Annotated in this window: 19 protein-coding genes and 1 tRNA gene; 10 read left to right on the plus strand and 10 right to left on the minus strand. The window is 45.2% G+C overall.

Features of this window, described 5'->3' with window-relative positions; translation table 11 throughout:
- Nucleotides 1-20: 20 nt before the first annotated feature.
- Nucleotides 21-677 carry a hypothetical protein gene (locus FNE76_RS03855; protein ID WP_120947307.1) on the plus strand — a complete coding sequence of 219 codons (657 nt, stop codon included), beginning with the start codon at nucleotides 21-23 and terminating at the stop codon, nucleotides 675-677.
- A gap of 32 nt (nucleotides 678-709) precedes the next feature.
- Complete coding sequence (locus tag FNE76_RS03860) at nucleotides 710-922, plus strand: hypothetical protein (protein WP_185962988.1); 213 nt, start codon at nucleotides 710-712, stop codon at nucleotides 920-922.
- 143 nt (nucleotides 923-1,065) lie between these two features.
- On the opposite strand, the gene FNE76_RS08420 is transcribed toward FNE76_RS03860, so the two are convergent.
- From FNE76_RS08420 to FNE76_RS03875, 3 genes are all read right to left on the minus strand, one after another.
- A complete protein-coding gene (locus FNE76_RS08420) occupies nucleotides 1,066-1,305 on the minus strand; it encodes a hypothetical protein (protein ID WP_143928380.1) in 240 nt (79 codons plus the stop codon).
- 65 nt (nucleotides 1,306-1,370) lie between these two features.
- Nucleotides 1,371-1,961, minus strand: coding sequence for a hypothetical protein (locus FNE76_RS03870; RefSeq protein ID WP_120947309.1), 591 nt, complete (start codon nucleotides 1,959-1,961; stop codon nucleotides 1,371-1,373).
- Nucleotides 1,962-1,963: 2 nt separating this feature from the next.
- The gene (locus FNE76_RS03875) at nucleotides 1,964-2,521 is read right to left on the minus strand and encodes a hypothetical protein (protein ID WP_120947310.1); all 558 of its coding nucleotides are present in this window, start codon (nucleotides 2,519-2,521) and stop codon (nucleotides 1,964-1,966) included.
- Between the two features lie 138 nt (nucleotides 2,522-2,659).
- On the opposite strand from FNE76_RS03875, the gene FNE76_RS03880 reads away from it, so the two are divergent.
- The 3 genes from FNE76_RS03880 to FNE76_RS03890 all read left to right on the plus strand — a co-directional run bounded on the left by FNE76_RS03880 (nucleotide 2,660) and on the right by FNE76_RS03890 (nucleotide 4,555).
- Nucleotides 2,660-3,820: an MFS transporter gene (locus FNE76_RS03880; RefSeq protein WP_120947311.1), complete on the plus strand. Its 1,161-nt coding sequence runs from the start codon at nucleotides 2,660-2,662 to the stop codon at nucleotides 3,818-3,820.
- Between the two features lie 152 nt (nucleotides 3,821-3,972).
- A complete protein-coding gene (locus FNE76_RS03885) occupies nucleotides 3,973-4,266 on the plus strand; it encodes a hypothetical protein (RefSeq protein ID WP_143928381.1) in 294 nt (97 codons plus the stop codon).
- A gap of 79 nt (nucleotides 4,267-4,345) precedes the next feature.
- Entirely contained in the window at nucleotides 4,346-4,555 is a 210-nt protein-coding gene (locus tag FNE76_RS03890; protein WP_185962989.1) for a hypothetical protein, read from the plus strand.
- A 260-nt stretch (nucleotides 4,556-4,815) separates the two neighbouring features.
- On the opposite strand, the gene FNE76_RS03895 is transcribed toward FNE76_RS03890, so the two are convergent.
- From FNE76_RS03895 to FNE76_RS03910, 4 genes are all read right to left on the minus strand, one after another.
- A tRNA-Ala gene (locus FNE76_RS03895) sits at nucleotides 4,816-4,892 on the minus strand.
- A gap of 34 nt (nucleotides 4,893-4,926) precedes the next feature.
- Nucleotides 4,927-5,622: a 1-acylglycerol-3-phosphate O-acyltransferase gene (locus FNE76_RS03900; protein ID WP_120947312.1), complete on the minus strand. Its 696-nt coding sequence runs from the start codon at nucleotides 5,620-5,622 to the stop codon at nucleotides 4,927-4,929.
- The gene (locus FNE76_RS03905; RefSeq protein WP_120955752.1) at nucleotides 5,612-6,697 is read right to left on the minus strand and encodes a hypothetical protein; all 1,086 of its coding nucleotides are present in this window, start codon (nucleotides 6,695-6,697) and stop codon (nucleotides 5,612-5,614) included. Before FNE76_RS03905 ends, FNE76_RS03900 begins: the two co-directional genes overlap by 11 nt.
- Nucleotides 6,698-6,703: 6 nt before the next feature.
- Nucleotides 6,704-8,080, minus strand: a complete 1,377-nt coding sequence (locus FNE76_RS03910; RefSeq protein WP_120947314.1) for a S41 family peptidase — start codon at nucleotides 8,078-8,080, stop codon at nucleotides 6,704-6,706.
- 95 nt (nucleotides 8,081-8,175) lie between these two features.
- On the opposite strand from FNE76_RS03910, the gene FNE76_RS03915 reads away from it, so the two are divergent.
- Complete coding sequence (locus FNE76_RS03915; protein WP_120947524.1) at nucleotides 8,176-9,477, plus strand: anaerobic C4-dicarboxylate transporter; 1,302 nt, start codon at nucleotides 8,176-8,178, stop codon at nucleotides 9,475-9,477.
- Here FNE76_RS03915 and nusA read toward each other — a convergent pair.
- Entirely contained in the window at nucleotides 9,454-10,596 is a 1,143-nt protein-coding gene (nusA, locus tag FNE76_RS03920) for a transcription termination factor NusA (protein ID WP_120947315.1), read from the minus strand. The genes FNE76_RS03915 and nusA overlap by 24 nt on opposite strands.
- A gap of 143 nt (nucleotides 10,597-10,739) precedes the next feature.
- On the opposite strand from nusA, the gene FNE76_RS03925 reads away from it, so the two are divergent.
- Nucleotides 10,740-11,369, plus strand: coding sequence for a tetratricopeptide repeat protein (locus FNE76_RS03925; RefSeq protein ID WP_120947316.1), 630 nt, complete (start codon nucleotides 10,740-10,742; stop codon nucleotides 11,367-11,369).
- 13 nt (nucleotides 11,370-11,382) lie between these two features.
- On the opposite strand, the gene carA is transcribed toward FNE76_RS03925, so the two are convergent.
- Nucleotides 11,383-12,507, minus strand: coding sequence for a glutamine-hydrolyzing carbamoyl-phosphate synthase small subunit (gene carA / locus FNE76_RS03930; protein WP_120947317.1), 1,125 nt, complete (start codon nucleotides 12,505-12,507; stop codon nucleotides 11,383-11,385).
- Complete coding sequence (locus FNE76_RS03935) at nucleotides 12,507-13,058, minus strand: DUF507 family protein (RefSeq protein WP_162983020.1); 552 nt, start codon at nucleotides 13,056-13,058, stop codon at nucleotides 12,507-12,509. Before FNE76_RS03935 ends, carA begins: the two co-directional genes overlap by 1 nt.
- Before the next feature lie 191 nt (nucleotides 13,059-13,249).
- Between FNE76_RS03935 and traF the strand changes: the two genes are divergently transcribed.
- From traF to hypB, 3 genes are all read left to right on the plus strand, one after another.
- Nucleotides 13,250-14,707: a conjugal transfer protein TraF gene (gene traF / locus FNE76_RS03940; RefSeq protein WP_235852156.1), complete on the plus strand. Its 1,458-nt coding sequence runs from the start codon at nucleotides 13,250-13,252 to the stop codon at nucleotides 14,705-14,707.
- Nucleotides 14,708-14,714: 7 nt separating this feature from the next.
- Nucleotides 14,715-15,566, plus strand: coding sequence for an ATP-binding cassette domain-containing protein (locus FNE76_RS03945; RefSeq protein WP_120947525.1), 852 nt, complete (start codon nucleotides 14,715-14,717; stop codon nucleotides 15,564-15,566).
- 67 nt (nucleotides 15,567-15,633) lie between these two features.
- On the plus strand, nucleotides 15,634-16,362 hold the full coding sequence (hypB, locus tag FNE76_RS03950; protein WP_120947320.1) for a hydrogenase nickel incorporation protein HypB: 729 nt from the start codon (nucleotides 15,634-15,636) through the stop codon (nucleotides 16,360-16,362).
- Nucleotides 16,363-16,364: the final 2 nt, after the last annotated feature.

Raw genomic sequence — 16,364 nt, forward strand, 5'->3', positions numbered from 1 at the left:
TATTTTTTTAAGGAGAAGTGATGAGTGAGAAAAAAGATTTGGGTAATTACTTAAACAATACAGAGCGTGGGGCTGTGTTCTATTGTAGAATGGACATGCCGGATTTGGCTGGAGTAGCCACAAAAGTAGGAAATGCCATTACAAAATTTTTCACTGATGACAAATATGAAATGAAAACATATTTTGAGCATTCAGGAATTTATATCGGCGAGGTCAATGGACAACATTTGATCGCAGAATTGGTTAATGATATTAATGATGATGGCAAGGCTAAGATTAGATACACCGACTCCCATCATTTCATGGCAAGATTAGACGAAAGACCTAAAAAAGAGGGGGTCATTTATGTCGCTTGTGGCAAAGCAGATGGAAATCGCGCTTTGCGCAATGATAAAGTCTATAAGCGTGCAACAAAAGGCGTGCTTGGAGAGTATGACTTAAAGCCTAATAAACTCTATGATCTTAGGAAAATCGCATCTAAACGCACTCAATATGACCCTCTATGCGATCTTTGTGTTATAGCTAAACCAAATGAACGCACCAACTGCCATAAGTTCGTGCAATGGTGCTTGGTGGGCAAATTCAAAGATAAATACGGTGGTTTTAAAATGTTGATGGATAATATAAGCAGCGAGTTGGGTGCTTTTGATTGGGTCCCCATGACTATCAAATCTTAGCAGTGTGGAATTAACACAAACAAGGAGTTTCAATGGCCTACTACGAAAACCCAGAGGACATGTTTAGACAACGGGCAGAAAACAACAAAAAGCAAGGGGATCGCTACTACGCCCAAAGCAAGGAAGCAGAGGTGAGGGGGGATAAAGAAGCCGCCAAAAACTACATGGCACAAGCACAATACCAGTATAAATCCCAAAAGCAAAACGAAGCCAAAGCACAGGAGCATAAGGGTAAGGAGTGGTAGTCTAGAAGTAGGAGGGGTATATTCTTTTAGAGTGCGAAAAAGGTGGGGGATATGAGAGACTGCTATGGCAATGTAATAAGGACCAAAACCAGCATCTTTTGAAACACACTCGGCATTACTTCCACTGAAAACTCTAAATCAAGCTAGTCTTTGGTGCTATTTTTTTCAAAAACAGTGGCAACCCGCTGTTCTCCTCCTATTTCTGTGGTGTAGTAGGCTTCACACACAATATGGTAGAGAGAGTCTAAATCAGCAACTTTACAGATAAGCAATTTGTTATCTTTAAGTATTTGAGGCCGATATTTTTGAGCGTATTTTAAGTAGGCATTCCGTTTTGTTGGATCGCCATTCTTTTTAAAAATCTCCAAATTCTCATTTTGCAATAAAAAATCGATTCTAGCCAGCTTTGTTTTTGGTAGAGTAGGTTGGATTTTGTCTAAGTCTAAATCTAGGTGCAAATATTGGTAATCAGAGTTCTTAATAGCTCTAAGTCCTTGTCTAAGATCTTGAACTTTTTTTCAAAAAAGTGTGGCAATATGCGCTCCAAATCCTTAATATCTTTAAAATAAAGCTTCTCGTCTTTCCGACTCCAATAAGCATCTATTTGTTCGCGAATCAAAATGACTGCTCCATTTTCAATGCATGGTTGGTTGCCTAAAAGAACAAAACCTTTCTTGATGACAGCACCCCGTCTAATTGCCTGGAAGTACAATTTAACATCATCCCCTTCTTCTGTGCGCACAAACAGCACTTTAGACTGGTTTTTTCGATTGCTATCATTCTCTTCCAATACATTTAGGTCAATCGTATTGAGACTAGAAGTGTCGCCACCTATCACAAGCTCAAGATGATAGTCTTCAAGCATTTTCAAGGGAGCTTGGATATAAAATGTCTCCTTTTTTTCTAAACTTCTCCCATGCTCTTTGCGATAGTCTTTCTTTTGGCAATTCTCATATGTTTTAAGATCCCATGTGTCTTCTAAAGATATATTGCCAACACGATAGTTTGTCCCTCCTATGTGGCAATAGAGTATGGACATTGTTATTTCACTCCCTTATCAAGAAAAACAAATTCATCAAGACCAATGAGCTTTGGATACTGCTTTTCTATTTTGAGCTTTCTTTTTGAGATCAAAAACACTTTGTATTTTGCATACTTTGAGGAGTTGCCGGTGATTTGACTAGGGTCAATAGAAATCTCGTAAAAATGATATTTAAAAAACAAAAGATAGGGGTTAAAATAGGAAAATTTCCCCTTGAGGATTAAAAGATAAATAAGCACAAACACCACAATAAATAGGGTGCAATTTTCAAGGCTAACCGCAATGACAAAATAGGCAATGTAGATAGGGATGTATTTAGGTTCAGCCACCTCCACCATCTCCACAGCGCGCATTGCATCCTCGGGAGGCATGTACCTTGCAACAAGGTATATGTAAAGCCAAGATAATAGGGCAAAAACTCCACATACAACCACAACACCCAAAAGATTAAGAAAGGTGTAATGAGCGTGGTGCTTGTGCAAATAAAAAATCGCCCCTGCAGGCGTGAGCGCAAGCCCCACATAGACAAAATAGAAAAAATCCAAAAAGGTCTTCACACCCAAACTCCCTTAAGGCGCACCAAACTGAATTTTTTAAATTCTAAGACATAAAAGCAAATACTAAGATTGTTTTTTGTGCGCATCTTAAGAAAAACAAGGACATACAATCCTCCAAGCGATAGAGGGCAAGGGTGCATGGTCCCCATAAATCCAAAACAATGCGCTAAAATCCCTCTCATGTTCAACAAAAACATTTTTCTCTTGCTCTTAGGGCAGGCTCTGAGCGGGTCGGTGGTTTCTCTGCTCACCTTTAGCAGCGCGCTAGCGGGTCAATGGCTTTTAGGGCACACCACTCTAGCCACTCTGCCCGTTACCACGACCCTTATAGGGGCGTTTGTGGCGGTGTGCTTTTCAGCTTCTATCTTTCAAAAATATGGCAGAAAAAGGGCATTTTTAGGCGCGTCTTTGTTAGGGGTGGTGGGGGCTAGCTTAGGCATTGTAGCCTTGTTGGATCAAAGCTTTATGCTCTTCTGTCTAGCAACCTTTTTGCTAGGCTTTTTTATCGCGCTTAACCAGTTTTATCGCTTTTTAGCCATAGAAGCCATTGATACAACTTGGCAAAACAATGGAGCCACCGCCCTTGTGGTGAGTGGGGGGATTTTGGGAGGCATTTTAGGACCACATTTAGGCAATGTAGGCGTTTCTCTCTTTAGTGTGCCCTTTGTGGGTTCTTTTGGGTTTGTGGGTTTGCTTTGTATGCTCCATATGGCATTGAGCTTTTTGCTAAGGTTAAGACCCTTTAGCGTCAAAGAAAGCCCCAAAGTACCCCTAAAAACTCTCTTAAAAGAACCCCATTTTCTCTTAGCCACCTGTGCGTGTGGCTTAGGCTTTGGGTTGATGACCTTAGTGATGCACGCCACGCCTCTAGCAATGCACGCGCATGGTTTGAGCTATGTACAGAGTAAAAGCGTGTTGGCTGCTTTGAGCAAGAGTTTAAGCCCTATACGCTTAGTTGTGTTAGGGCTGTGTTGCTACGTATGGGCAAGTGTTATCGCGCTTTGCAGTGTTAGTCTTTTAGCCTTTTGGCTTTGTTTGGTGCTTGTGGGGGTGGGTTGGGCGCTCAGCTTTAATGGGGGCACTTTTATGCTCAATGCCATGCAATCCGAGCACAAATTGCGCCTGCAGGGATTCAATAGCTTGTGTGTCTTTGGGGGCAATGTCTTAGCTAGCGCGTCTGTGGGTTTGATTCTTGCCTATGGGAGTTGGGCGGTGTTGCATGGAATTTGTTTAGGGGTGGTTGTGTTGTTTTGGGGGTTATCCATGCACTTAAAACACGCTAAAAATTCAGCACTCTAACACCGATGAATCTGCCTTTGCAAGGGTGGGAAAGTAGGGTGATGCGGGGGAAGTTTTCCTTAACTTGTTTTTTATGTTTAATTTCTCTTTTTTAATTGTATTTTAATTCTTTGTGCGCCACCATTCTCTATTCAATTTACGGGAGGAAAAAGATGAAAGTTAGCAATGAAGCGGAGTTGGCAGAAGCGATTCAAAGTGGGGTATCTACCATTGAGATAGAGGGTGGTTTGAAAAATAAGGTCATTAAAATCAAAGCTACTGGTGCCGCAGCGTGGGCCGTTGCCATTACTGCTATTGTGGTAGCTGTTACAGCTACTATTGCAAGTGGCGGACTTGTAGCACCTGCTAGTCTTTTTACAGTGGCTGGAGCTGTAGGGATTTTAGGGACTGCTCCCACCATTTCTGCAGTTACCATCGCCGTTGTAGCTGGGGTGTCGGTGTGTTAAACAAATTGCGAGGTTATGATCTAAAAAAGACTTCTGACAACCGTGTCATTCTCAGCTGAGGTATAAAGAGGAGAAATCCATGGCTCATTACAAAAACCAAGAGGGCATGTTTAAGCAACGCGCAGAAAACAACAAAAAACAAGGGGATCGCTACCACGCCCAAAGCAAGGAAGCAGAGGTGAGGGGCGATAAGGAAGCCGCTAAAAGCCACATGGCACAAGCACAATACCAGTATAAATCCCAAAAGCAAAACGAGGCCAAAGCACAGGAGCATAAGGGTAAGGGGTAGGGTAGATACACCTCTCTTGTGCAAGAGTGGGGAAGTAAGCTAGCACGCCATTGAAAATCTGCCGTGCAGACACACCAAATGCAGGTTGTGGGGGCATTTTCACTAACTTTGCCATTAAGAATAGACCCGATATGGCATGGTGATAATAGCATTTTGCTTGTGGATAATGACATATCCCGTTAAATACAACAATACAAGTACTATCTGTGCTTATTTAGAATTTTAAGCAAAGAGTTTGGGTTTTTGTCTCAAAAGAAAGATGGTGGAGTGTAGGGGGCTCGAACCCCTGACCTCAACGCTGCCAGCGTTGCGCTCTCCCAAACTGAGCTAACACCCCAAAAGCGCAATTATAGCATGTTCGCCCATAAAACTCAAGAACCCAACTCTTGGTAATGTTGCAGATACGCCTTCTGCATACGCTCTTCTAGTTCCACATACCAATCTGTATTAAAATCAGGCTCATAAGCGTCTAATAGTACCATTCTTAAGCGTGTGTGCGTGGATTCTAAAGGTTTGCTATTAAAAATCTTGCGCGTATTGAGGAGCAAAATGGGTTGGATTTTGAGCTTGAAACGCTCGGCTAATAATTTTGCCCCGGGCTTAAAGGGCAAAAACTTCTCCCCACCCTGCCCCCTCGTGCCCTCTGGAAAGATCACTAAGGGGCGATTTTGTTCCAATTTTTCCTTAGCCATTTTGAGCAAAGAGGCTAGCCCCCTTTTATCCTGCCGATCAATTAAAATCATCTGCGGGGTTTTGAGCGCATAGCCATAATAGGGGAGATCGCCTAATTCCTTCTTAGCCACCCAACAGATATTGCGCGGATGGTAGGCCTCTAGGCAAATAATATCAATAATGCTTTGGTGGTTGAGCACAATTAAATTGGCACTCAAATCAAATTCGCCGACCTTCTCTAAGGGCGCACCCATCAAAAAGAAAAAGGAGCGGCACCACTTGCGCGTGCTGCGGCAATTATTGTGCTTGCGGGTTAAAAAATTCATCAAAATAATAAAACCCAGCCCTAACCCAACAACCAAGAGGGCATAAACCCCACGAATCCTACTCCACATTTGTTTTTTTCACCCAGCCAATTCTCTCATCTTGAGTCAAGATTTTATCATATTGCGCATGCGATTCGATAATTTTAACCGGTATGGAATGTGTGGTGATGGTCAGAATTGTCGAGTTGTCCGTGGGTAAGATCTTGATCTCGGTATTGGGCAAGAGCACCGCACTTTTATAACCCGAAAAGATATTCCACAACAACACCCCCACCAAGAGTAATGCCACTACCAAACTTGTATTTTTGTAGCGCGTAACAAAATACAGCACCGCCACAAATAGCAACAAAAACCCCAATACAAAATTGGAAAACAAGAAAAGATTATTTTTAGGCTTGAGGTTGCTCTGTGTGCTAATGGTTTCTACAATAGGGATCAAGGAAAATTGCACAGGTTTAAATTGCTCTTGAGTGAGCGAAAAATAACTAAAGGAGAGTTGGCGCATACTCTTGGGTAAAATACAATAATAAATCCCATGCGATTCGCCCGTGCCAAAATGCGAACTCTCAAAGCCTTGTTTAGTCTCTACCGGGATTTTCAAATCCTCTAAATTGGCCTCTTGTGCCTTGATCTCAAAAACTAAAATGTTATTTTGGCTATCATATTCTTTTACCTTGTGGCTCACAACTTGGAAATCACGCGCGACTACGCCGATATAATTGGGATTTTGGGAGAGATCGACCACTTGTAGGGGGATGCTAGAGACGCTGGAAGTATCCACATAGCCCTGTTCTTGTGAAAAAGCACTCACCTTTAAAGCAGGCACTACAGCTTTTAAACCCATGACCTTGTATTGGTAGATCGCACTAAAATTATCATTCCCCAGAGACTTCCACTGAGGGGTGAAGTTCAGGCGTTTGAGTTGTTTGGGATTAGGGATTTTAAGCAACTCCGCACCTAGGAATTTGGCTTGTGAGAACAACAATAAATTATAGGTAACAGAGATGGTCTGCCCCACATACACTGGCTTACTGCTCAGGTCTTGGGCATTTAAGGCTTTTAGGTAGATGACCTTAGCCTTCTCAGTGCCCGGATCAGCCCAACAAGGGAGGAGCACTAAAAGTACAAAGAAAAAAAACTTCAACACGGCCTACTTTTTAGCAACTTCTTTAGAGGCCATGAAAATATCCCAAACTTTCAGCATGTCAATCCCAATTTTAAGCTGGATGTCCCCACTGATGTCTTTTGCGCTCATCACGCTCTCTTTGCCTTCTGACTTGCCCTGTTTATTGTTTTTTTGATCCTTGGCATTGAGTTCTTGGAGCTCTTGTTGCAAGTGGTGTTTGAGATCGGCCTCTTTAAGACTAAAGGTGTTTTTATCTTGGGGTACAGGACCAGCAGGGATCACAATGTCAGGTTTGATGCCAACGGCTTGGATTGTGCGCCCACTAGGCAAATAATAGCGCGCAATGGTGATTTTAATTGCCTCCTCTTTGCCCACCGGGAAAGTGGTTTGCACGCTCCCCTTACCAAAGGTGTCTTCCCCAATGATGATCGCGCGCTTGTGATCTTGCAGTGCTCCCGAGACAATCTCGCTGGCACTGGCTGTCCCGCTATTAACTAAAACCGTGATGGGTAAGTTCGCATAAGGGGCGTGGCCATTGGCGCGGTATTCGATGTCCTCAGACTGCACCCGCCCTTTTTGGGAGACAATAACGCCATGCTTGATAAAGAGATTGGATAGATCGATGGCTTGGTTGAGTAGCCCGCCCGGATTGGAGCGCAAATCCAACACTACACCCTCTAAGCGGTGGGCTTGCTTGGCTTTTTTAAGCTCGGCCATGGCACTTTTAACCACATTGCGATCAAAGGAATTGACACGCAAGTATAAAAACTTCGTGCCCTCAATCCACTTGGCATGCACGGATTTAATTTTGATAATATCGCGCAATACTTTAACTACGATGGGCTTAGGCTCAGACTTACGCACAAGGGTTAGCTCAATGGGTGTTTTGGGTTTACCCCGCATCAAATTCACCGCATCGTCAATACTCATATTGAGCGTGCTTTCAGCATTGATTTTTAAAATCACATCGCCCGCCTTGATCCCGGCTCTAAAAGCGGGGGTATCATCTAAGGGCGCAATGACGGTTAGCGCGCCATCGCGAATCCCCACGGTGATTCCCAGCCCGCCAAACTCGCCATCAGTTTGGGCCCTAAAATCACGGAACTTCTTAGCGGTCAAATAGGAAGAATGCGCATCCAAGTTGCTGAGTAAACCATCGATGGCCTTATCCACGATATCATTAATGCTCACCTCATCGACATAATAATGCTCGATCTGCTCCACCACATTGGAAAACTTTTTGAGTGCATTGAGCCGCTCTTGAGTGGTGGGCTTGCTATTTTTTTTGAGGTGCTTGCTGTGCTGTTGGGTTTGGGCCTCATCTTTGGCTTGCAAAGCATTGGTAACCAAAAATACGCTCAAACACGACACGAAAAAACCCGTCATAAAAAACTTATTCATCATTTCCCCTAACACATTGGTATTAATATTTTATCTAAAACTCCTTTAGGTTATAATTTAAGTTTGCCATATTCTAGGTGGGAGCATGTGCGGTGTTGTTTGGATTGGAATTGTTAGTGGTCTTGGGGGCAATCTTTCTAGGTGTGCGCTTGGGTGGGATGGGGGTTGGCTATGCGGGGGGCTTGGGCGTGGTGGTTTTGAGTTTGGGCTTTGGGCTCAAACCTGGAGTGATTCCTTGGGATGTGATTTTGATTATCATGTCGGTCATCGGGGCGATTGCGACGATGCAACTAGCTGGAGGGTTGGATTACTTGGTGAGTCTAGCTGAAAAAGTCTTGCGCAAAAATCCTAAATATATCAATTACCTAGCCCCCTTAGTAACTTATACGCTCACAATACTAGCGGGTACGGGGCACACTTCTTTTTCGGTGTTGCCCGTGATTGTGGAAGTGGCTAAGGGGCAAAATATCAAGCCCTGCCACCCGCTCTCCTTGGCCGTGGTTTCTAGCCAAATTGCGATCACCGCTAGCCCGGTTTCAGCAGCCGTGATCGCCATGAGTGGCTTTTTAGAGCCCTTGGGGGTTTCCTACCCGATCTTGCTAGCCATTTGCATCCCCACCACCCTAGTTAGTTGCTTGCTCACCTCTTTAATTATCAGCACCCTTCTACCCAACCGCTTAAGCGAATCGTTTGACAAACACACCCAAAACATGCCTAGCCACAAAGATAGCCCTAAGAGTGCGCAACTCTCGGTGCTTATTTTTGTCTTGGGCATTGTAGCGGTGGTGCTCTACGCGACTGCGATTTCTAAAAATGTGGGTTGGATCAAACCCGTAGTTTTGCATAGAGATGCCGCTATTATCAGTTTTATGTTAAGCATTGCAACCTTGATCGCACTGTTTTGCAAGATCAAATGTGGTGACTTGGTGCAAACAAGCACTTTTAAGGCGGGTTTGAGCGCGTGTGTGTGTGTCTTGGGCGTGGCGTGGCTGGGGGATACCTTTGTGAAAGCCTACATCGATCCCATTAAAGCCCTTGCCTCCACCATGCTGAGCCACTACCCCTTTTTGCTAGCCGTGGGGTTGTTTTTGACCAGCATGCTCCTCTACTCCCAAGCAGCCACCACAAAGGCGTTGATCCCCAGCGTGATTGTAGCGATGGGGCTAACCCCCGAGCACCCACACGGGGTTTATATTTTGGTGGCTTCCTTTGTGGCAACTTCGGCTCTTTTTGTGCTCCCCACCTACCCCACGCTTTTAGGTGCGGTGCAAATGGATGACACGGGGAGCACACGCATTGGCAAATACATTTTCAATCACCCTTTCTTTTTGCCCGGGGTCTTGATGATCGCCTTGTCTGTGGGTTTGGGTTTTTTACTCGCCCCCTTGTTGATCTGAGGGTGTGGCCGGGGTTTTGCTAAAGAGCGACTCGAGCATGCTCAAGCCCACTTTTTCGGGCACTTTGGGCGCGCTCTCTTTGGGTTCTAACACATCAAAATCAATATCATAGCCGGTCAGCATGCACGCTAGGCGCACATTCACACCATTACGCCCGATCGCCTTGCTCTTTTGATCGCCATAAAGGGTTACCAGCGCGCTTTTTTTGCCCTCCTGTGCAAGCTTAATCTTGATCACATGGGCAGGTGAAAGGGCGTTAGCGATGTAAATTTCGGGCACTTCATTATAATGCACGCAATCGATGTTTTCGCTACAAAGTTCCTTGCTAATGGCATTGATTCGCACGCCCCGCACGCCCACGGTCGCCCCGATGGGGTCAATTTGGTTATTCAGCGAACGCAGGGCTAACTTGGCGCGATCTCCGGGGATACGCGCAATGCCCATCACCTCAATTTCTTTATCAGCAATTTCAGGGACCTCTAGGTGCAAAAGGGCTTCTAAGAATTTAGGCGTGGTACGGGAAAGTTCCAAGATTAAGCCTTGCTTGCTGAAACGCACATTCTTTAAAATCGCGCGCACGCTATCGCCCACCTTGAAAGTCTCCCCCTTGATGCGGTTTTTAAGGGCTAAGACCGCTTGCATGTTTTCAATCTCGACATAGGTATTTTGTGCTTCATCCACGCTCAACACCACACCCTTAACAATCGTATTCAGCATGGCCTTATACTTTTGGAAGTATTGGTCTTCCAGGCTTTTTTGGATATTAAATTCCAAATCCTTAAAAAGGGCATTGACTGCACTGCGCTTCATGTCCTTCAAACTAATTTCATAGTGCAAAATATCACTGGGTTTTAAGGACGGATCGTCTCTGTGGGCTTGGCTGAGTGCGATGGTGTTAGTGGGGTCTTGATTTAACCTAGGATCGTCATCGGCGCACACTTCCACCGCATGCAAGAGGGCTAAATCCTTGTTCGAATCATCAACCACAAAATTAGCGCGGGTGTCAATGCACTCCCTAGCCACTTTTAAAATGCTATTTTTCACCACGTCTTTGATCACCTCTGGGCTCAAGCCTTTTTCATAGGCGATCAACTCTACAATGTCTAGTATTTTTTCCACTCTGTTCCTTAATAATGTTGTCAGATTGTTTAGAATTGAAAGAAAGTAGCGGGCTATTATAGCAAAAACTCCTCTAAAATTGAAGGCTTGTGTTAGAATAGGGTGGTTGGTTGTGGCTGACGATTAATTTTTAAGGAGCAGGCATGGTATTGGGTTTAAAACATTTGGCATGTGCGGTACTCTGCGGGGCGTTGTTAGCCAGCACGCCCGTGTGCGCTCAAGATAATTTGGTCAATCAGGGCAAACAAGCAGAGAAACAACACGAATATCATAAGGCCTTTGAGCTTTACAAAAAGGCCAGCGATCAGGGCGACCCGCTAGGCACGGCCTATTTGGGGCACTTGTATAAAAAGGGTAAAGGCGTGGCTAAGGACTACAATAAAGCTAAGCAGTATTTTGAAAAGGCGATTGAGATGAGTAAGGCTAAAGGCGAAGAGGGGAGTGCACCAGCCATTATCTTCGCCAAGCTCCATTTGGCCAAGATGTATCAAGAGGGCAAGGGGGTACCCCAAGATTACAAACATGCCTTCCAAATTTACCAGAATTTAGCTCTAGATTTAGCACGCCAACAGGGCACGCTAGATTTGCAAGCCCTCAAAACCAAGCACTACAACGCTTATGGACGCAAAATGTTAGGGATTGTGCTTTACCACTTGGGCGAGGCTTATAAAAAGGGGTATGGTGTCCATGAGGATTCTCAAAAAGCCCTAGCTTTACTCAACAAAGCCGTAACTTTTGGGAGTCACCATGCAGAAAAAGAGCTCCACCAATAGACTTACCCCTTGATTATTGGGTGCTTGCATGGCTTACTAACCTTGCAAATTCTTTGAAGATATACAGCCCATCTCTAGGACCCGGACTGGCCTCGGGGTGGTGTTGCACCGAAAAAATGGGGGAATCCAAGTAACGCACGCCTTCAATGGTGCCATCAAAGAGATTTTGATGCGTGATGGTGGCTACTTGGCTAATGCGATCGCCCACGCAATAATTGTGATTTTGCGCGCTGATCTCGATGCGCCGTGTGGCTAAATTGAGCACCGGGTGGTTGCTCCCATGGTGCCCAAAGCGTAGTTTGTAGGTGGGGAATCCATGCGCAATGCTCAAGAGCTGGTGTCCTAGACAAATACCAAACATGGGGATTTTGGCCTCAATAAGGGTGGCGATCTCGTGAGTAGCGCGTGTGAGTTTGAGTGGATCGCCCGGACCATTGGAGATCAAAATCCCGCTAATCTCTTTTTTTTGGTAGGCTTCTAAAAGCGCGCTAGCCTTGCTATCGGGGGCAAAACAAAGAGGCTTCAAACCCACTTGCACCAAATTGTTTAAAATATTTTGTTTGACTCCAAAATCCAACACGCCCACACAAAAGGGCGGGTTTAGGGTGGGATAACCCAGTGCCCCAAAATCAAACACCCCCTGCGTGTCGGGTTTGGGGTGGGTTAGTGAGGGGATGAGGTGCAAATTAGCTATTTTGGTGGCGTGATCCAGCAAAGTCTGCAACTCCTGCCTTTCTAAATCTTGGGTGGAGATGATCGCCTGCATCGCCCCTTCATCTCTAAGCATCCCCACTAAGGCGCGCGTATCCACTCCACTCACCCCCAAAATCCCATGTTGGTTTAAAAACGCCCCCAAACTCTGCTTGGCTCTAAAATTAGAATAACGCGTAGGGTAATGGCGCACAACCACCCCAGCACAAAAGTTGTGTTGTGATTCGCAATCTTGCCCATTGATTCCCACCACCCCAATCTCAGGCGCGCTAAAGACCACAAACTGCCCTCTGTAACTCGGATCGCTTATAACTTCTTCATAGCCACTCATCGCCGTGTTAAACACCGCTTCGCCCACCACCACCCCGGGCGCGCCGAAGCTCTGTGCCTCTAACAAAATGCCATTTTCAAATAAGACACGCGCCATTATAAAAAGCCTTTGCGCCTCAACTCTTCCTCATACATGCGCTCAAAAACCAATTCGTATTCATCACTACCCACGGGGAGCTTACGTTTATAATGCTTGATCTTTTCGCTCACCTCTAATTCCACGCTCTCATAGAGTTTGGCATAGGTGTCGATGGATTTAAAAATGAGATTGCGGATCATATTTTCAGAGACCGAGAACATAAACAGGTCCTCATCTAGGATTTTTTCTAAAATCTGATGGGAAAGGACATTACAGCGATCTTCCCAGCCGAGCACAAAATCCCTTTGGGCGGCTACACGCCTTTTAGCCTCCCAAAACAACTGCCGCTCATCCATGCGCATGAACTCGATTTCATCAAGTTTTTCTTCTAGCAGGTCGCGGACTTTGTGATCGATGGCACTCTCTTGATCCACATTGTCTTGCACCACTTGGTAAGTTAGCGTGGTGAGATTCTCTAGCGTGCCTTTGAGTTCTAGTAAGGGCGATTGGATTAAATCTTGAGCGATCTTATTCGCGATATAACGGACATGGTTGGCTTTCAATCTCATTTTTTGCCCCATTTTTAGAAAAATAGGTTTCATTTTAACCTATCTTAGGTTAAAGCCAATTAAAGAGAAGGCGGGCTATTTTGGCGATCTTTAAATTAGAATATGCTACAATCTAGGCATAACTAGTTTAACACTGAGTAAATACTGAGTCCAAAGCTGGTTTAATATCAAAGTAAAGGAGTGTGGTTGTTGTGTCTGCAAAAAGAGTGTTATTTTATTGTGCTCTAGCTTGTGGAGGACTGGAAGGACTTGAATTTGGTGAGATGGGGGATACCAGTTTTGGAATGGGGGGAGCTGGGGTCGCTTTAGAAAACTCCAGTTGGGGACTCTATTATAACCCTGCACTCTTGGATATAGACTCCCGAACGAAGTTTGGGTACAGCTTTGGGGCCTCTATAGGGCAGGAAAATTTTTTAGAGTTGGGTGCCCAAGCACTCAGTGGGTCTGCCTTAGGTAAAGATGCTGAATCTTTAAATCAGTTGCTCCAATCCCATGCTGAGGGCATGGGAAGATTTATTATGGGTCAGAGTTCTAGTGTTACGATCAATGCCAATGAAGGGAAGGCGGCCAAGGCTCTAGTGAATGGGGCCAATGCTTTCCAAAATTTATTAAAAAGCAATGGGATACATCTATCTTCTCAAAATGGTATCGTGGTGCAAATCCACCCCAAAGTGAAGCGCAAGGGAGGGATTGGAACTTTTGGAATCGGGATTTTTGCCAGTGCCTTTGCAGGGGGTAGTGTGCTAGCAAACCCCAAATATAACCAAATCATTGTCCCCACCTCCACCCTTGGTTTGCCCCCCTTGCCCCCGGGTGCGCATGTGCCTCCCTTTATCCAGATTGGGGCTAATAAAAATAGCCTCACTCTGAGCCAAAGCAACCAAAACGCATTTCTCAATAGCTCCATCCTCTCACCCAATGCCAAAAATACTGCAGCCATTAGGGGCTTGGCTATTGGGAGTGTACCCTTTGGTTATGCTTATGGGTTTGATTTCCACAAAGGGGGCAAACTCTCTGTGGGCGTAGCCTTGAGGTATCTTTACACCCTAAGCTACGGGGTGGGCTTAACAGGGAATATACAAAGTTTAATCGGCCAATTTAACTCTTTGGTTTCTAATTTTAACTTTAATTTTAGCGATGTGGTGCAACAAAGCCACTTTGGGCTAGATTTAGGCACAGCTTACCGCATTAAGGGCTTTACAATCGGGCTTGTGGGCAAATACTTAAACGCCCCCAAAATCCGCTATAACTCCGGCATCTCAGATATGCGAATCGATCCACAGGTGCGCTTGGGGCTGGGTTATCGCTGGAAGTGGCTGAATTTAGCCGTGGATTTTGATTTAACCAACAATAAAACGCTGATGATTGGTAGGCGTAGCCAAATGATTGGCGGGGGCATTATGGCAAATTGGAAATGGTTTGGCATCAAATTTGGGGCGATGGGGAATGTCTCTAAAGAGGGGCTCAATCAGGGCGTGATTTTGACCGGGGGCTTGCGCCTCTTTAGGGTGTTGGATATTTCCGTGCAATCTAGCCTCAAGATGATCGGATTTAACAATTCACAAGATTCGGGTCCTGTAGGCTTTTTGGGTAACTTGAAAATCCCCACCTACTTAGCCTTCCGTATTGGTGGGGGTTGGGAGTGGTAGCCCTCCTATGCTCCACATTGAGTTTAGCAAACAGCTAGAGGGGGCTAGGGGTCCCTTTGAGCTGGAGGCTAACCTAGATTTAAAAACCCAACAAATTAGCGTGCTGTGTGGCCCTTCAGGGGCAGGCAAAAGCTCCTTTTTGCGTGTCTTAGCTGGGTTGGAGTTAGTCAAAAAAGGGCGCATTTGCTTTAAAGAGTCTGTGTGGCTGGATACCACTCAAAAAATTTGCCTCCCGCCCCAAAAACGCCCCTTGGGCTTTGTCTTCCAAGATGGCGCACTCTTCCCACATTTAAATGTCTATGACAATATCATTTTTGGCAACCCACGCCACCAAGCGCACATTGAGGAAGTGATTAGCTTAATGGGTTTAGAGGGGCTTTTAAAACACCCCACCCCCATGCTCTCTGGCGGGCAAGTCCAACGAGTTGCCCTAGCGCGCGCATTGGTGCGTATCTTAGGTCAGCCCAATGCCCTTTTATGCCTAGATGAACCCTTGAGTGCTTTGGATGCAGATGCGCGGGCGCATTTGCAAGAACAACTCAAATATATCAGCGCGCATTTCAAACTCACAACTTTAATCATCACCCACGATCTGCTAGAAGCCTACAAACTCGCCCACAATTTGATCTGGATTGAAGAAAAGCCCCAAAAACACACATGCCTTATGCGTGATTTTAAAACCCAAGAGGGTTTATGCGCACGGGTGCTAGAGATTAAGGGGCAGAGTGTGGAATTGGTTTTAGAAAGACAAATTGTCTCTTTACCCCTCAATTCTTTACAAACACCCCAAACCTTAAAAGAGGGGGATTTATGGGTGTTGATCCCCCAGCGTGCAGAGCGGGTGGATTGGCATCTGTAAATCAGAGCGTGGGTATTAGATTTAATCTTTTGTGCTAGTATGCACCAAAAATTTTTAGGAGTAACACATGCTAGACACTAGAACCCAATCGCTCAATAACAACCCCAATTTGAGCAAAAAAGATGTCAAGGTGGTCGAAAAAATCTTAAGTAAAAATGACTTAAAAGCGTTGGAGATGAAAAAACGCTACGCTCAAGATAGCTTGTATGTGCTTAATTTTATGAGCTCCCCGGGTAGTGGTAAAACCACACTTTTAGAAAATCTCGCTAGCTTTGAGGATTTTAAATTTTGCGTGATTGAGGGGGATTTACAAACTAATCGCGATGCCGATCGACTGGTTAAGAAAGGTGTAGTTGCCCAACAAATCACCACGGGTGAGGCGTGCCACCTAGAGGCTGCCATGATTGAGGGGGCTTATGATATTCTCAAGCAAAAGGGGGCGATCGCACAAAGTGATTATTTGGTGATTGAAAATGTGGGGAATTTAGTTTGCCCATCTAGCTATAACTTGGGTGCAGCGATGAATATTGTTTTGCTCTCCACACCCGAGGGCGATGACAAGGTGCTCAAATACCCCACGATGTTTTTATGCGCCGATGCGGTGGTGGTGAGCAAGGCTGACTTGATGGATGTTTTTGGCTTTAGGGTGGCGCAGGTGCAAGAAGACATGGACAAGCTCAAACCCCAAACACCCATTTTTACCTTGAGTGCCAAAGACCCCCACTCTTTGCAAGCCTTTAAGGACTTTTTGGTCCAAAGACGCGATCAGAATTACCAATCCGAGCATTCTTTTTAGGG

The sequence above is a fragment of the Helicobacter mehlei genome (genome assembly GCF_007280785.1).
GTDB lineage: Bacteria > Campylobacterota > Campylobacteria > Campylobacterales > Helicobacteraceae > Helicobacter > Helicobacter mehlei.

Excerpts from the sequence above, each read along its gene's own strand:
- FNE76_RS03855 (WP_120947307.1), top strand. The coding sequence starts at position 21 with ATGAGTGAGAAAAAAGATTTGGGTAATTACTTAAACAATACAGAGCGT.
- FNE76_RS03860 (WP_185962988.1), top strand. The coding sequence starts at position 710 with ATGGCCTACTACGAAAACCCAGAGGACATGTTTAGACAACGGGCAGAA.
- FNE76_RS03870 (WP_120947309.1), bottom strand. The coding sequence starts at position 1,961 with ATGTCCATACTCTATTGCCACATAGGAGGGACAAACTATCGTGTTGGC.
- FNE76_RS03880 (WP_120947311.1), top strand. The coding sequence starts at position 2,660 with ATGGTCCCCATAAATCCAAAACAATGCGCTAAAATCCCTCTCATGTTC.
- FNE76_RS03885 (WP_143928381.1), top strand. The coding sequence starts at position 3,973 with ATGAAAGTTAGCAATGAAGCGGAGTTGGCAGAAGCGATTCAAAGTGGG.
- FNE76_RS03890 (WP_185962989.1), top strand. The coding sequence starts at position 4,346 with ATGGCTCATTACAAAAACCAAGAGGGCATGTTTAAGCAACGCGCAGAA.
- FNE76_RS03900 (WP_120947312.1), bottom strand. The coding sequence starts at position 5,622 with ATGTGGAGTAGGATTCGTGGGGTTTATGCCCTCTTGGTTGTTGGGTTA.
- FNE76_RS03910 (WP_120947314.1), bottom strand. The coding sequence starts at position 8,080 with ATGAATAAGTTTTTTATGACGGGTTTTTTCGTGTCGTGTTTGAGCGTA.
- FNE76_RS03925 (WP_120947316.1), top strand. The coding sequence starts at position 10,740 with ATGGTATTGGGTTTAAAACATTTGGCATGTGCGGTACTCTGCGGGGCG.
- carA (WP_120947317.1), bottom strand. The coding sequence starts at position 12,507 with ATGGCGCGTGTCTTATTTGAAAATGGCATTTTGTTAGAGGCACAGAGC.
- FNE76_RS03935 (WP_162983020.1), bottom strand. The coding sequence starts at position 13,058 with ATGAGATTGAAAGCCAACCATGTCCGTTATATCGCGAATAAGATCGCT.
- FNE76_RS03945 (WP_120947525.1), top strand. The coding sequence starts at position 14,715 with ATGCTCCACATTGAGTTTAGCAAACAGCTAGAGGGGGCTAGGGGTCCC.
- hypB (WP_120947320.1), top strand. The coding sequence starts at position 15,634 with ATGCTAGACACTAGAACCCAATCGCTCAATAACAACCCCAATTTGAGC.